Consider the following 14,931-nt stretch of genomic DNA (forward strand, 5'->3'; position numbering starts at 1 on the left):
AAAAGCTGACATTTGTTGACGCTTAGCGGTAAGGTAACGGCCAGACACCCGCCATTTCTGATGATTCACTGAGACATGAGTAAAAAGACGCCGCTAAGCCAGGACGACCAGGCGCTGTTCCGCCAGCTAATGAGCGGTACGCGCCAGCTGAAACAGGATACGATCGTGCACAAACCGGCAGTGAAAAGCCGTGAAGTGCCGCTGAAGCGGCTGCTGTCTGAGCAGGCCGATAACAGCCATTATTTCTCCGATGAGTTTCAGCCCCTGCTCTCCAGCGACGGGCCGACGCGCTACGTGCGCGCCGACGTCAGCCATTACGAGCTGAAAAAATTACGGCGTGGCGATTACACGCCAGAGATTTTTCTCGATCTGCACGGGTTAACCCAGCTTCAGGCGAAACAGGAACTCGGCGCGCTGATTGCCGCCTGCCGCCGCGAGCATATTTTCTGTGCCAGCGTGATGACCGGCCACGGCAAGCATATTCTCAAGCAGCAAACCCCGCTCTGGCTGGCACAGCATCCGCACGTGATGGCGTTTCACCAGGCACCCAAACTGTTTGGCGGCGACGCCGCGCTGCTGGTATTGATTGAAGTCGAAGAGTGGCAGCCGCCGGAGTTACCCTGACAAGGTCGGATTAGGGAATATTGCGCTCAATATTCCCCGAAATAATTCAGGTTGCAGCAAGGCGGCAAGGAAATGAATCCCCAGGAGCTTATGTGAATAAGTGACTGGGGTGAATTGACGCAGCCAACGCAGCTGCGGCCTGAAGTATGACGGGGAATTACATGGCTTTGGCTAATTTGGCCGGACTCACCTGCCACGCCAGCTTGCCTTCGCAGGCGTCGGCATCAAACTCCACGCAGGCAATGGCGGAGGTGGCGAACATCGGTGGTGCTTCCTGCGGGCAGAGTTCGGAAACCAGATAGCCGACCAGCGGCAGATGCGAAATCACCAGCACCGCGTGCGCACCCTGCACCGCCAGCGCCTGTAAATGGCAGGCGACCATGCCCGGATCGCCGCCTGGCGTCAGTTCTGGCAGCACTTCCTGCCCTTCCGGCAGTTTCAGCGCTTCACGTACCGTGGCGAGCGTTTGCCCGGCGCGCAGATAAGGGCTGACCAGCACCTTATCGATTCCCGGCGTCTGACCATTCAGCCAGCTCGCCATCTGACGTGATTCGTCGCAGCCACACAGGGTGAGAGGACGAACCGCATCACTCGCTGCTTCCAGAGCTGCGTCGCCGTGACGCATGATAAAAACTTGCATAAAGCACCGCTGTTGTTTGTCGATATCGCCGGGTACCACAGCACCAGACGCTTCATTCTGCGAATGAACGCTGTGTTTTACCCCAATGGCTTGAGTATAGTCAACCGGTTGTTTATTAAATAAGCATATCTCAGAATGGTGCCGCGCCAGGCACTGCGCGGCCCCGATTCTAACCCGCTGAATCCGTGCGGCTATTCATGAATGTGCAGAAGTGTAAAAATTCGTTTTCCCTTCTGACATTGCCACTAACGCGTCACAGGGCGTAAAACGCTCGCCGTATTGCTGCATTAATGTACGTAATGTATTGACGATCTCGCCCGCACCACGCTGGTCAATATAGCGGAACGGCCCGCCGAGAAACGGCGGAAACCCGATGCCAAACACTGCCGCGATGTCGCCGTCGCGGGCACTGCGGATCACCGCTTCGTCGAGACAACGTACCGCCTCGTTAAGCATCAGCATCACACAGCGCGTGGCGATCTGCTGCTCGCTCTGTTTCGCCTGGGGTTTTAACTGCAGCAGGCGGTACAGACTGGCATCGGCCTGACGTTTGCGCGGCCAGCGCGTGCGCTGATAATCATAAAAACCTTTCTTGTTTTTGCGCCCTTTGCGATCGTCGGCCAGGATAGCGCTCACCGCCTGCGGCGCGCTGAAGCGTGAACCGTAGGCCTGTTCGAGAATCGGGCTGATTTTGCTGCCGACATCAATACCGACTTCATCCAGCAGCTGCAGCGGGCCGACCGGGAAACCAAATTTCACCAGTGCGCTATCAATGTGTTCAATGGGCTCGCCCTCCAGCAGACAGCGCATGGCTTCATTTATATAGGGCGCGAGAATGCGGTTAACATAAAAGCCGGGACGGTCGGCGACCACCACGGCGGTTTTGCCCTGACGACGCGCCAGATCCACCGTGGTGGCCAGCGTCTGTGCTGAAGTGCCGCTATGCGGAATCACCTCGACCAGCGGCATCTTGTCTACCGGACTGAAGAAGTGCAGGCCGATAACATTCTCCGGGCGCTGCGCGCCGGCGGCGATCTGCGCAATCGGCAGCGAGGAGGTGTTAGACGCAAAGATGGTGTGCGGCTGACAGTGTTCTTCAATCTCGGCCACCATTTGCTGCTTCAGCGCCAGATCCTCAAACACCGCTTCGATCACCAGATCGCGCTGGCGGAAGCCCTGATAATCGGTGCCGCCGCTGATGCGCGCCATCTGCTGCTGGCGTTCCGCCGGCTTGAGCTGGCGACGTTTTACCTTTTTGCTCAGCAAATCCCAGCTGTACTGCAGCGCGTGGTTAACGCCGTTAAGGTTGATATCGCGGATTCGCACCGGCAGACCGGCTTTCAGCGCGGTGACGCTGGCAATCCCACCGCCCATCAGCCCGCCGCCCAGCACGCCAATCTGCTGCAGCGGGCGCGGCGGCGCATCCGCCATCGGCTCTTTCTTCAGGGCGGTGGAAGCAAAAAACAGGCTGCGCAGCGCGGCCGACTGCGCGGTCATCGCCAGCTCGCCAAACGCGCGCGCTTCCGCGGCGTGGCCGGCGGCGCTGCCCTGCTCCAGCCCGATGCGTACCACCTGCAAAATGCGGTCGGTGGCCGGATAGTTGCCGTGGGTTTTACCGTCGGTCTGGCGTTTGGCCAGCGTAAACAGCAGCGGACGCGCCAGCGGCCCCTGCAGCAGGCGATCGCGGCGCGACAGGCTGCGTGCGGCGTGCTTTCCTTTATGGACACGTGCCACGGCGGTTGCCAGCAGAATCGCCTGCGGCACCGCATCATCCACCAGGCCAAGCTTTAGCGCCTGCTTAGCGCGTAGCTGTTTGCCGCTGAGGATCAGCGGCAGCGCCTGCTGCACACCAATCAGACGCGGCAACCGCTGGGTGCCGCCGGAACCGGGCAACAGGCCGAGCTGCACCTCCGGCAGGCCGAGACGGGTTTTCTCATCCAGCGAGCAGATGCGCGCATCGCAGGCCAGCGCCAGCTCCAGCCCGCCGCCAAGACAGGCTCCATGAATGGCGGCGACCACCGGGAACGGCAGCGCGGCGATCTCCGCCATCACTTCCTGTCCCTGCCGCGCCAGCGCTTCAGCCTGCTGCGCCGTTTGACAACTGGCGATCATGCTGATGTCCGCACCGGCGACAAAGTTGTCGTGTTTGCCCGAAATCAGCACGATGCCCGCCAGCTGCGCATCGCTGCGCGCCTCCGCCAGCACCGCGCGGATTTGCGGCACAAACTCCGCTTTCAGGGTGTTCATCTTTTCGCCCGGCACATCAATGGTGATCACCGCAACGTGATCCGGACGCATCTGTAAATGGAATGCAGATTCGCTCATTATTCGGCCTCCAGAACCATCGCGCTGCCTAATCCGCCAGCGGCACAGGCGGTCACCAGCCCTAAGCCACCGCCGCGCCGCCGCAGCTCATGCAGCGTTTGCGTGATCATGCGCGCGCCGGTGGCGGCGAACGGATGACCGTAGGCGATGGAACCGCCCAGCACGTTGAAACGCGTCTCGTCGACTTCGCCCAGCGCGCGATCGCGCTTCAGCACCTCGCGCGCAAAGCGTTCATCGTTAAACAGCCTGAGGTTGGCCAGCGTCTGCGCGGCAAAGGCTTCATGCATGTCGATCAGCGTCAAATCGCCGAGGGTAATGCCGGCGCGATCCAGCGCCAGCGGTGATGCGTAAGCCGGTCCGAGCAACATGTCCTGCCAGACATCAATCGCGGCAAACGCATAGCTGCGCAGGTAACCGAGCGGTGTAATGCCCAGCTCACGCGCGCGCCCTTCGCGCATCAGAATCAGCGCCGCCGCGCCATCGGTCAGCGGCGTGCTGTTGGCCGCGGTGACCGAGCCGTGGCGACGGTCAAACGCCGGACGCAGCTTTGCATAATCCGCCGCACTGGCGTTAAAGCGAATGTTGTTGTCCTGCTCAATCGGTGCTTTCCACGGCGGCACAAACGCCGGCATCACTTCCTGCGCCAGCACGCCGGATTGCCAGGCCTGTGCCGCACGCTGGTGCGAGCGCAGCGCCAGCGCGTCCTGCTGCTCACGCGTAATACCGTGCGTTTTGGCCATCTGCTCGGCGGTGTCGCCCATGCGTAAACCGGTGGAGTATTCCGCCACTGCCGGCGGCACCGGCAACAGATCGCGTGGGCGCAGGCGGCGTAAGATGTGTAATTTTTTGCTCAGGGTGCGGGCTTTGTTGAGATCAACCAGCGCGCGCGCCAGCGTTTTGCTGACGCCAATCGGCAGCACCGAGGAGGAGTCAGCGCCACCGGCAATACCTGCATCAATGGTCCCGGCCATCAGGCTTTCCGCCACGTTGGCCACCGCCTGAAAGCTGGTGGCGCAGGCGCGGCTCACGCTGTAGGCATCGGTGTGCACGCTCAGTCCGCTGCTCAGCACGATTTCACGCGCGATATTGGGGGCTTCCGGCATCTGCACCACCTGGCCGAACACCAGCTGATCGATCACCTCCACCGGCAATTCGCTGCGCGCCATTAATTCGCTGACCACCATGCGCCCCAGCTCCAGCGCCGGAATGCCATGAAAGTCGCTTGCCTGGCGGGCAAACGGGGTGCGTAATCCGTGGGTAATGGCGATACGTTCGCCCTGACGCGTCAGCAGCGGCTGCGCTTTGCTCATTGCACTCACCTGTAATTTACGACCTGAGCATCATTGCCCAACAGGTCTGACCTGATCATCAGTGTTAACCAGGTGTTGCTAAGTCGCCAATAACAGAAGAAAAAAAGTGCGAGGAGTAACACGAAAAAGAGGCAACGCTGCCGAAAAAGCGGGTCGGCAGCGGCGGGATTAGCGTAAGCCGAGCTGGAAAATCAGGGTTTCGGCCTGGCAGGCAAAGGTGAAATCGACGTCCAGGCGCACGCCGTCTGCTTCGTCGGTAAAGCGCGAGTGAATCTCGCACGGATCGGACTCGACCTGGCGCGCTTTGGCGCTCAGCTCGGCCAGCATTGCTTCAGCCGCCTGACGGTCAGCGAACACGCCAGACCAGCTGGCGCTGCAATCGGTATTGTCCATCACGGTGCCCACGTCAACGCAGCAGCAGGCTGCCGTTTCGTTCGCACTACAGTTTCTAATGGCATCAGTCATGTTTTTCTCCTGACGATAAATCAACACTATCGGATCATTTTCTGCTGCAAAGTGTACGCCGGATGCCACGTCGCGGCTATCTTCCGCCCGCTAAGTGACGAATATCACACTAAAATTTGATCCAAAACAAATTTGACTCGCTATGCTGGAGCAGAACCGCAAGGATTTTGTTAAGCAGATCTGATTTTATCGATCAAAGCAGAAATATTTTAAAAACAATATTGCAACAAATACACAGGTCGGACCTATACTCGTCGCACTGGTCTGATATGTGTCTGTATCGTCAGTCCCTACAATCCGCCGTCCTTTGTTACGCGACGTAACTACGTTTAATAATAATTTAGATGAGGTTGTGGTCATGAACCATAAGAACCTGTTTGCAAAGTCAGCTGTGGCAGCTGCAGTGGCGCTCGTCTCTTCTCACGTCTACGCCGCAGGCTTTCAACTTAACGAATTCTCAGCAATCGGCCTGGGCCGCGCCTATTCCGGTGAAGGCGCCATGGGTGATACCGCCGCCTCTGCCAGCCGTAACCCAGCCACCATGGCCCTGATGGACCGCCCTTCTTTCTCCATCGGTGCCGTCTATATCGACCCGGAAGTAGATATCAGCGGTAACAGCCCGACCGGCAACAGCCTCAACGCCAGCAATATTGCGCCAAACCAGTGGATCCCGAACATCCATTATGTGCATCCGATTAACGATCAGTGGTGGATTGGCGCCTCGGCCACCTCGAACTACGGTCTGGCCACCGAATTTAATAACGGCTACACCGCAGGCGGCTTCGGTGGCAAAACCGATCTGATGACCGGCAACTTCAACCTCAGCACCGCTTATCGGTTAAATGATAACTTCAGCTTCGGCGTTGGCTTTGACGCGGTGTACGCCAAAGCGAAAATTGAGCGCTACGCCGGTGAAGCCGGTGCCCGCGCCGGTCTGCCGGCCGATACCCAGGTCGCGCACCTGAAAGGTGACGAATGGGGCTACGGCTGGAACGCCGGTATCCTGTATGAAGTGGATAAAAACAACCGCTTCGGCTTCACCTACCGTTCCAAAGTGAAGATCGACTTCGACGGCGACTATAAGAGCAATATCCCGCGCGCCTTCAACGGCACGCCGCAGGCGATTGCGCTGGGTCTGCCGTATGGCACCAGCGGCGCCACCATTCCGGGTTCGCTGACGCTGAACCTGCCGGAAATGTGGGAAGTATCCGGCTGGCATAAAGTGGCGCCACAGTGGGCGGTGCACTACAGCCTCGCCTATACCAGCTGGAGCCAGTTCCAGGAGCTGAAAGCCACCGGCAGCAACGGCCAGACGCTGTTCTATAAAGATGAAGGCTACCGTGATGCATATCGCATCGCGTTAGGTACCACTTACAACTACGACGATAACTGGACGTTCCGTACCGGTATCGCGTTTGATGACAGCCCGGTGCCGGCGGATAAACGCTCTATCTCGATTCCGGATCAGGATCGCCTGTGGCTGAGCGCCGGTGCGTCTTACGCCTTCACGCCGGACGCGTCGGTTGATGTCGGGGTTTCCTATATGCACGGTCAGCACGTGACGGTGAAAGAAGGTCCTTATACCTTTAATTCCGAAGGTAAGGCCTGGCTGTACGGCGCTAACTTTAACTACAAGTTCTGATAATCAGTGCAGCGGCCCATGCGGGTCGCCAGCTGAAAACAAAACGGCGACCTGATGGTCGCCGTTGTTGTTTACTGGGAGTCGATATCTTTTAAATCATCCTGAATCGCGCTGGCGTTCGGGTTCTCCTCCGGCTTCAGCTTGCCGCCGCTGGCGAGGAAATCGTTACGCTGGAAATAGGCGTTGCGGATAAAGGCGTACGGATCCTGCTGCTGTCTGAGCAGGCCGTCGGAATCAAGCAGCTGCGCGCGCGTTTCCACCCCTTCCAGCGTCCATTTACCGATCGACATCGGCCAGGTGAGCCAGCTCAGCACCGGATAAAGCGTATCGACGTAGTCGCCGCCATCCTGACGCACGGTAAAGCTGCCGTAACCTGGCAGCACCACGTACGGACCGTAGCCAACGCCATAACGGCCCAGCGTGCTGCCAAAGTGGTGCGGCACTTCACGCGCCAGCTGGGGATTGGCTTTGCCGGCGACGTCGATGAAACCGCCGAGGCCGAGCACGGTATTCAGGAAGAAACGGGTAAAGTGAATGCCCGCCTGACGCGGCTCGCCGACCAGAATCGAGTTCACCATGCTGGCCGGTTCATCAAGGTTCCCGAGGAAGTTGCTCAGCCCGGTACGGGCCGGCACCGGCACGTAATCACGCCAGGCAACCGCCACCGGACGCACCACATAGGGATCCAGCACGTTGTAGTTGAAGTTAAACATCGTGCGGTTGAACCCTTCGAGCGGATCGCTGCGCTGCGCAGGCGTCGTCTCGTCGGCCGGTTTGGAACTGGCACATCCCACCAGCAGTAAACTGGCCAGCGCCAGGCCGGTCAGGCGATTATTCATTCTTCTCTCCCTGTGCAGATAAAAGGTGTATCGCTTCAGGGCTGCTGCTGATTGACCTCAACAGCCATCGGCTGGTGACCATCCCAGGGGGTGACCGCGCTTAAACCAAACCAGTCGCCGGACTGCGGATTAGCACTACCATCGCGCGAAATGCGCACCCTGACCTGCACCTGATGCTGCGCCGAAAGCAGGCGATCCGGCATCATGGCGTTGCTGTCATCCAGCGTAAGCGATAGCGGGAAGTGGCTGAGCGGTAAACGCTTTACAGCCACAGGCACCGGTGAAACACCGTCAGACACAGAAATATACAACACTCCGCCCGGCGGTAACATTTTTTCTGCCTCTGGCGTTAAGCTCACCGTCAATGCCAGCTGGCTATTTTGCTGTCCCGCGTCGGTTTTCGCTTGTTCAATGCTGCGCTCGATCATAGTAATGCGTCGATCGCCGGCCGGCAGCAGCTTCAGCATCACCTGCCATGCGCCAATCGCTTCGCCATACTGCTGCTGTTCAAAGGCATTGAACGCCAGCAGACTGAGGGTGCGCACGTTGCTGTGGTCGCGCTTCAGCAGGTCTTTCAGCAGCATATTGGCCTGGCGGTTATCCTGCGGATCGCTGGAGCGCGTCAGCACTTCGGCATAATCCTGTTGCAGTTCAAGGTTGTCCGGCGCCAGCTGCAAAGCGTGCTCAAAGGCCTGGCTGGCATCGGTGGCGTTGTTCAGCACCATGCCGAGGCGGCCCAGCATCGCCCAGTCATTGAGGTTTTGCGGATCGTTTTGCAGCGAGGTGCGCAGGCCGAGCTGCAGACGCGCCAGCTCTTCCATGGTCAGCGGCTGCGCGTTGGGATCCATCACCCGCGCGCGCAGCGCCGGGTACTCCTGCTGTACGCTCTGCCAGCCCGCCAGCTGGGCGAGGCCACCGGTTTTCAGATAAACGCCCACCGACACCAGCACCAGGACGATCACGCCCGGCAGCAGCACCCAGCGGCTGCTGTGATGCGCGCTGGCCGCCGCGTCGCCGGGCACGTCGGTCAACAGCGTTTGCTGCAGTTCGCGCACCATCTCCGGACGTTCACTGACCACGCCCTCGGCTTCATCATGCTCCAGCTCGCGCAGGCGCTGCTGATAAAAATCGGTATTGAGACGATCGCGATCGCCGCTGCTGGCCTGACGCTGCCGCCAGCCGGCACCGACAAACAGCGCCGTCGCCGCCGCCAGTAAAATAATCAGGGTAATCCAGAATCCAGTCATTACGGCTTCCCGTCACGCTTCAGAATCGCCGCAAGGCGCTGTTGTTCATCGTCATCCAGCTCACTGCGCGCGTTGTCGCGTCGGCTGCGCAGAATAATAATCAGCCCACCGAGCACCACAAACAGTGCCGGTCCGACCCACAGAATCAGCGTCGACGGCGTCACCGGCGGTTCATAAGTGACGAAGTTGCCATAACGCGCCACCATGTAATCAATGATCTGCTGGCGGCTCTGGCCCTGCTTCATCAGCTCATACACTTTCAGCCGCATGTCGGCGGCAATCATCGCGTTGGAGTCGGCAATACTGTTGTTCTGGCACTTCGGGCAGCGCAGCGATGCGGTGAGCTCGCGATACTGCTCCTCCTGCTGGACCGAATCGAACTGATAAGTATCGATCGCGGCCCACAGGCTGGTGCTCAGCAGCAGACCCGCGAGCAACATAAGCAGTTGCTTCATACGCCGGCCTCCTTGCTGTATTTCTGCCACAGCGGCTTCACCTCTTCATTCCACACCCGATCGTTCATGTCCCCGGCGTGGCGGTAACGGATAATGCCGTGGCCATCAATCAGGAAGGTCTCCGGCGCGCCGTAGACGCCGAGATCCAGACCGAGCATGCCGTCGCCGTCGTACAGGCTCAGCGCATACGGATTGCCGAGCGTGTTAAGCCAGGTGACGGCTTTGCTGCGATCGTCTTTGTAGTTGAGGCCAACCACGCGGATGCCCTGCTCCGCCAGCGTGTTGAGATATTGATGTTCGGCGCGGCAGGTCGGGCACCAGGTGGCCCAGACATTCAGCAGCAGCGGTTTGCCATCGGTCAGCACCTGCTGGTTATAGATTTTGCCCGGCTGATCCAGCGCTTCGAGTTTAAACACCGGCACCGGTTTACCGATCAGCGCCGATTCGAGGCGCGTAGGATCGTCACCGCTGGCGTTGCGCGTCAGCTGCCACAGCAGCGCCGCCGCCAGCAGCAGAAACAAGACTAAAGGAATAAACAGGATCTTTTTATTCATGCCAGTTCCTCGCGCTGCGCTTTTTTGCGCGAGCGGTAGCGCGGATCGAGCAGGCACAGCAGGCCGCCCACCGCCATAAACACGCCGCCGAACCAGATCCAGCGCACAAAGGGTTTGTAATAAATACGCACCGCCCAGGAACCGTCATCGAGCTCTTCGCCCAGCGCCGCGTAGAGATCGCGCGTGAAGCCGCCGCTGATCGCCGCTTCCGTCATCATAGTGCGCGCTGCGGTATAGAAGCGCTTCTCTGCATGCAGCACCGCTTCTGGCTTACCGTTGCGTGCGACATCGATAATCGCCACGCCGCCGCTATAGTTGGGGCCCTGCAGATTGTGCACGTCGCGGAAAATAAAGTGATAGTTGTGAATATCCACGCTGTCGCCGGCCTTCATGCGCACGTCACGCTCCACGCTGTATTGGGTGCTGAAGGCAATGCCCACCACCGTCACCGCCACGCCAAGATGGCCCAGCACCATGCCCCAGTGGCTGCGCGACAGATGGCGTAATCCCGCCAGAAAACGATGCCGATGGGTAGCGCGTTCGTGCAGCTCCATCAGCGTCAGCAGGATCACCCAGATGGCCATCAGCAGGCCAATCACCGTCATCGCTTCAATGCGATCCTGCAACAGCCACGGCAGCACGATCGACAGGATCAGCGTCACCAGCAGACCCACGCCGAGCCGCTTCCACAGCTTTTGCGGCTCATCATGGCGCCAGCGCACCAGCGGCCCGATGCCGAGCATTAGCGCGAACGGTGCCATCAGCCAGGTGAACATGGTATTGAAGAACGGCTCGCCAACCGAAATGCTGCCCAGCCCGAGCTGTTTATGCACCAGCGGCAGCAGCGTACCGAGCAGCACCACCAGCATTGCGGCAATCAGCAGCACGTTGTTGCCGAGCAGGAAGGATTCGCGCGACCAGGCTTCGCTCTGCACGCGACTGCGCACCTGGCCCCCTTTCAGGGCGTACAGCAGCAGCGAACTGCCGATGACAATCACCAGGAAGGCGAGGATAAACATACCGCGCGCCGGATCCGAGGCGAACGAGTGCACCGACACCAGCACACCCGAACGCACCAGGAAGGTGCCCAGCAGGCTTAATGAGAACGCGGTAATCGCCAGTAGCACCGTCCACGACTTAAAGCTGCCGCGTTTTTCTGTCACCGCCAGCGAGTGCATCAGCGCAGTACCGGCCAGCCACGGCATAAAGGACGCGTTTTCGACCGGATCCCAGAACCACCAGCCGCCCCAGCCGAGTTCGTAATACGCCCACGCGGAACCGAGCACGATACCAATAGTAAGAAATACCCATGCCGCAGTGGTCCACGGACGTGACCAGCGCGCCCAGGCGGTATCCAGCCGGCCTGCCATCAGCGACGCAATGGCAAAGGCAAACGCCACCGAGAAGCCAACATAGCCCATATAGAGCAGCGGCGGATGGAAGATCAGCCCGATATCCTGCAGCATCGGGTTGAGGTCGCGCCCATCAATCGCGAAGTTCGGCAGCGTGCGGGTAAACGGATTCGAGGTGAGGATGATGAACAACAGGAAGCCGAGGTTGATCATCCCCATCACCGCCAGCACACGCGCCAGCGCATCCTGCGGCATGCCACGGCTGAAAATCGCCACTGCTAATGTCCAGGTGCTGAGCAGCAGCACCCACAGCAACAGCGATCCTTCATGCGCGCCCCAGGTGGCGGCGATGCGGTAATACACCGGCAGCAGCGAATTGGAGTTGGTGGCAACGTAGCCGACGGTAAAATCGTTGACCACAAACGCGTGTACCAGCACGAGGAACGCGGCAGCGATGCACAGGAACATGCCCCAGGTGAGCGGACGCGCCAGCGCCATCAGCCGGCCATCCTGACGCGCCGCGCCCCACAGCGGATAAATACTCAATAACAGCGCTAAGCCCAGCGCCAGACACAGCAGAAAGCTGCCAATTTCCGGCATCATGATTGCGTACCCGCCTGCTGATAGGCCGCTGCCGGTCCGTTATGATTCTTCTTCATTGCGTCCTGAATTTCCGGCGGCGTGTACTTCTCATCGTGCTTCGCCAGCACCTCTTTGGCGTTGACCAGATTCCCGTCCTCCAGCACGCCCTGCGCCACCACGCCCTGCCCTTCGCGGAACAGATCCGGCAGAATGCCTTCGTAGCTGACGCTGACCACGCCGTTGGCATCATACAGTTTGAACGACACCGCCAGCGTTTTCGGATCGCGTTTGACGCTACCGGGCATCACCATGCCGCCGACGCGCAGGCGCTGTCCGGCCTCCGGCTTCTGGTGATCCTCACCTTTGCCGTAAAGAATTTCACTCGGGGTGTAGAACAGGTCGATGTTGGAACGCAGCGCGTACATCACCAGCGACGTGGCGAGGCCTAAGCCCACCAGCACCGCCACCACCACATACAGGCGGTTACGACGACGGATATTCACACGGACTCTCCTGCTGCTTCACTGGCAGCTTGTTTAGCTTTTGCCGCGCGGATGCGGCGCTCGCGGGACTGACGCTGGCGAATTTCTGCCAGCAGGCGGCGACGGAACAACACGGTGTGCAGCACCAGACCGATCAGCGGAATCAGCGTAAAACACACGGCCAGCCAGACGTAAAAGGCATAGCCGCCCATGGCGAAAAACTCGCTCCACGATGAGAAGGCAGGCGTCATGCTTTGCGTCCTCCCTGCGCCACGTCAATCGCCCACGGGCGGTGACGCTCGGTAAACAGAATCAGGTTGCGCAGACGCATCAGGGTGAGCGCACCAAACACCAGCAGATAGCCGAGAATCGACCAGCGCAGCGGCGTGCGCATGCTGGGATCGATCGCCTGTTGCAGAATGCCCGACGAGCCCTGATGCAGCGTGTTCCACCACTGCACGGAGAAGTGAATAATCGGCAGGTTAACCACGCCGACCAGAATCAGGATGCCGGCCGCGCGTCCGGCGGTGCGGCGATCGTCGAAAGAGTGATAGAGCGCAATCACGCCCATATAGAGGAACAGCAGCACCAGTTCAGAAGTCAGACGCGCGTCCCAAATCCACCAGGTGCCCCACATCGGCTTGCCCCACGCCGAGCCGGTCACCAGTGCGATAAAGGTAAACACCGCACCAATCGGCGCCATCGCGGCAGCCGCCAGATCGGCCATTTTCATCTGCCACACCAGACCGATAAAGGCGGCGATGGCCATCGAGGCATAGACGCCCATCGACCACATCGCCGCTGGCACGTGAATGTACATGATGCGGAAGCTGTTGCCCTGCTGATAATCCGCCGGCGCAAAGCCGAATCCCCAAATCCAGCCGAGCAGCAGCGCGCCGACGCCCAGGATTGCGAACCAGGGAATCAAGCGACCGCATAGCTGGTAAAGCCGCTCAGGCTTTGCCCACTGGTGTAACCATTTCCACATTGACATTGCTCACACTAAACAAGAATTCGGATGGCGGCCTCTCTGCCGGAGGCCCGCCTTAATGCAGACTGATGCGCAGCGCGGCGGCGGTCGCAAACGGCGACAGCGTGGCGCTGACCGCCAGCATGGCGCCGAGAATCGCCAGATAACCGCCGATCGGTAACCCCTGACCGGCCGCATCAATCGCCGCGCTGGCAAAAATCAGTACCGGTATCGACAGCGGCAACACCAGTAAACTCAGCAATACGCCGCCGCGCCGCAGCCCGACGGTCAGGCCGGTGCCAATCGCACCGAGAAAACTCAGGGTTGGCGTGCCGATCAGCAGCGTCAGCGCCATTGCCCGCCAGCCAGCAAAATCCAGCGACAGCAGCAGCGCCGCCAGCGGCGAGAGTAAAATCAGCGGCAGCCCGGTAATCAGCCAGTGCGCAATCACTTTGCCCAGCACGGTGATCGGCAGCGGCGTCGGCAGCAACAGCAACTGCTCCAGCGATCCATCAAGAAAGTCGTCGCGAAACAGCCGCTCCAGCGCCAGCAGCGATGCCAGCAGCGCGGCTACCCAGGCGACGCCAGGCGCGATGCGCGCCAGCTGCTGCGGCTCAGGGCCAATGCCTAACGGGAACAGCGTAATCACAATCAGAAAAAACCACAGCGGATTAACCACTTCCGCGCCGCTGCGAAAGGCAATCTTTAACTCACGCTGAATAACCCGGCCAAGCATCACGCCCACTCCGATATAAGACGAATTTTGCGCACGCGCGCATGGCTGTCCGGCAGGTCCTGATGGGTCGTCAGAATCACCACGCCACCGTTATCGGCATGATCGGCGAAGCGCGCCATTAATTTTTCCACGCCGTGTTTGTCGATGGCGGTCAGCGGCTCATCCAGAATCCACACCGGAGCCGGGCTGAGCCACAGTCGCGCCAGCGCCACGCGCCGCTGCTGCCCGGCAGAAAGCTGAGCCACCGGCACCTCTTCATAGCCCAGCAGATTGACCTGTTCCAGCGCGTCATACAGCGTGTCTTGGCTGCGATCGCCGTGCCAGAAATGCAGATTCTCACGCGGCGACAGCACCGATTTCACGCCCGGATGATGGCCGAGATACAACAGGTTTTGCTGCCATATTTCGCGCTGCCGGCGAATAGACTGCTGTTGCCAGCGTACTTCGCCCTGCTCTGGCCGGCTTAACCCGGCCAGCAGTCGCAACAGTGAAGTTTTGCCTGCGCCGTTAGGCCCTTCGATTTGCACCACATCGCCCGCCTGCACCTGAAAACTCAGTCCGTGGAACAGGGTTCGCTCATCGCGAACGCAGGCGAGATTAATCACTTCGAGCATAGAAGGGAGATTCATAGCAATAAATGAGGCGGGAATAATACCACACTCAAACCAGGGGCCGAAGTCTGCGCGCAAGCTCCCCCTTCCCCCAAAT

At 59.8% G+C, this 14,931-nt stretch carries 16 protein-coding genes; 2 read left to right on the forward strand and 14 right to left on the reverse strand.

Annotated features, from left to right (window positions below):
- The first annotated feature begins 75 nt into the window (after positions 1 to 75).
- Complete coding sequence (smrB, locus tag CBW22_RS14860) at positions 76 to 624, forward strand: endonuclease SmrB (RefSeq protein WP_021509156.1); 549 nt, start codon at positions 76 to 78, stop codon at positions 622 to 624.
- A 157-nt stretch (positions 625 to 781) separates the two neighbouring features.
- Here the strand turns inward: smrB and sixA are convergent, their stop codons facing one another.
- The 4 genes from sixA to CBW22_RS14880 all read right to left on the reverse strand — a co-directional run bounded on the left by sixA (position 782) and on the right by CBW22_RS14880 (position 5,364).
- A complete protein-coding gene (sixA, locus tag CBW22_RS14865) occupies positions 782 to 1,264 on the reverse strand; it encodes a phosphohistidine phosphatase SixA (protein WP_021509155.1) in 483 nt (160 codons plus the stop codon).
- Positions 1,265 to 1,459: 195 nt separating this feature from the next.
- The gene (fadJ, locus tag CBW22_RS14870; RefSeq protein WP_088517068.1) at positions 1,460 to 3,589 is read right to left on the reverse strand and encodes a fatty acid oxidation complex subunit alpha FadJ; all 2,130 of its coding nucleotides are present in this window, start codon (positions 3,587 to 3,589) and stop codon (positions 1,460 to 1,462) included.
- On the reverse strand, positions 3,589 to 4,899 hold the full coding sequence (fadI, locus tag CBW22_RS14875; RefSeq protein ID WP_021509153.1) for an acetyl-CoA C-acyltransferase FadI: 1,311 nt from the start codon (positions 4,897 to 4,899) through the stop codon (positions 3,589 to 3,591). Before fadI ends, fadJ begins: the two co-directional genes overlap by 1 nt.
- A 168-nt stretch (positions 4,900 to 5,067) precedes the next feature.
- Positions 5,068 to 5,364 carry a YfcZ/YiiS family protein gene (locus tag CBW22_RS14880; protein WP_021509152.1) on the reverse strand — a complete coding sequence of 99 codons (297 nt, stop codon included), beginning with the start codon at positions 5,362 to 5,364 and terminating at the stop codon, positions 5,068 to 5,070.
- A gap of 358 nt (positions 5,365 to 5,722) precedes the next feature.
- Between CBW22_RS14880 and fadL the strand changes: the two genes are divergently transcribed.
- Positions 5,723 to 7,006 (forward strand): long-chain fatty acid transporter FadL, encoded by a 1,284-nt coding sequence (gene fadL / locus CBW22_RS14885; protein ID WP_021509151.1) that lies wholly within the window; start codon positions 5,723 to 5,725, stop codon positions 7,004 to 7,006.
- Positions 7,007 to 7,077: 71 nt separating this feature from the next.
- Here fadL and mlaA read toward each other — a convergent pair whose 3' ends face one another.
- From mlaA to ccmA, 10 genes are read right to left on the reverse strand one after another with little or no spacing between them, the layout of a single operon-like run.
- Positions 7,078 to 7,845, reverse strand: a complete 768-nt coding sequence (mlaA, locus tag CBW22_RS14890) for a phospholipid-binding lipoprotein MlaA (protein WP_021509150.1) — start codon at positions 7,843 to 7,845, stop codon at positions 7,078 to 7,080.
- 35 nt (positions 7,846 to 7,880) lie between these two features.
- The gene (gene ccmI, locus CBW22_RS14895) at positions 7,881 to 9,092 is read right to left on the reverse strand and encodes a c-type cytochrome biogenesis protein CcmI (RefSeq protein WP_088517069.1); all 1,212 of its coding nucleotides are present in this window, start codon (positions 9,090 to 9,092) and stop codon (positions 7,881 to 7,883) included.
- On the reverse strand, positions 9,092 to 9,547 hold the full coding sequence (locus CBW22_RS14900; protein WP_088517070.1) for a cytochrome c-type biogenesis protein: 456 nt from the start codon (positions 9,545 to 9,547) through the stop codon (positions 9,092 to 9,094). The genes ccmI and CBW22_RS14900 overlap by 1 nt, the downstream gene beginning before the upstream one ends.
- Positions 9,544 to 10,101 (reverse strand): DsbE family thiol:disulfide interchange protein, encoded by a 558-nt coding sequence (locus CBW22_RS14905; RefSeq protein WP_010617464.1) that lies wholly within the window; start codon positions 10,099 to 10,101, stop codon positions 9,544 to 9,546. The genes CBW22_RS14900 and CBW22_RS14905 overlap by 4 nt, the downstream gene beginning before the upstream one ends.
- Entirely contained in the window at positions 10,098 to 12,056 is a 1,959-nt protein-coding gene (locus tag CBW22_RS14910) for a heme lyase CcmF/NrfE family subunit (protein ID WP_088517071.1), read from the reverse strand. The genes CBW22_RS14905 and CBW22_RS14910 overlap by 4 nt, the downstream gene beginning before the upstream one ends.
- The gene (gene ccmE / locus CBW22_RS14915) at positions 12,053 to 12,538 is read right to left on the reverse strand and encodes a cytochrome c maturation protein CcmE (RefSeq protein ID WP_021509145.1); all 486 of its coding nucleotides are present in this window, start codon (positions 12,536 to 12,538) and stop codon (positions 12,053 to 12,055) included. Before ccmE ends, CBW22_RS14910 begins: the two co-directional genes overlap by 4 nt.
- A complete protein-coding gene (gene ccmD / locus CBW22_RS14920; protein ID WP_031280028.1) occupies positions 12,535 to 12,768 on the reverse strand; it encodes a heme exporter protein CcmD in 234 nt (77 codons plus the stop codon). The genes ccmE and ccmD overlap by 4 nt, the downstream gene beginning before the upstream one ends.
- The gene (locus CBW22_RS14925; protein WP_058769875.1) at positions 12,765 to 13,505 is read right to left on the reverse strand and encodes a heme ABC transporter permease; all 741 of its coding nucleotides are present in this window, start codon (positions 13,503 to 13,505) and stop codon (positions 12,765 to 12,767) included. Before CBW22_RS14925 ends, ccmD begins: the two co-directional genes overlap by 4 nt.
- Positions 13,506 to 13,563: 58 nt before the next feature.
- Positions 13,564 to 14,223: a heme exporter protein CcmB gene (gene ccmB, locus CBW22_RS14930; RefSeq protein ID WP_058758454.1), complete on the reverse strand. Its 660-nt coding sequence runs from the start codon at positions 14,221 to 14,223 to the stop codon at positions 13,564 to 13,566.
- Positions 14,223 to 14,837 (reverse strand): cytochrome c biogenesis heme-transporting ATPase CcmA, encoded by a 615-nt coding sequence (ccmA, locus tag CBW22_RS14935; protein ID WP_088517072.1) that lies wholly within the window; start codon positions 14,835 to 14,837, stop codon positions 14,223 to 14,225. Before ccmA ends, ccmB begins: the two co-directional genes overlap by 1 nt.
- Positions 14,838 to 14,931 lie beyond the last annotated feature (94 nt).

It is taken from the genome of Pantoea sp. VS1 (assembly GCF_002207995.1).
Lineage (GTDB): Bacteria > Pseudomonadota > Gammaproteobacteria > Enterobacterales > Enterobacteriaceae > Pantoea > Pantoea dispersa.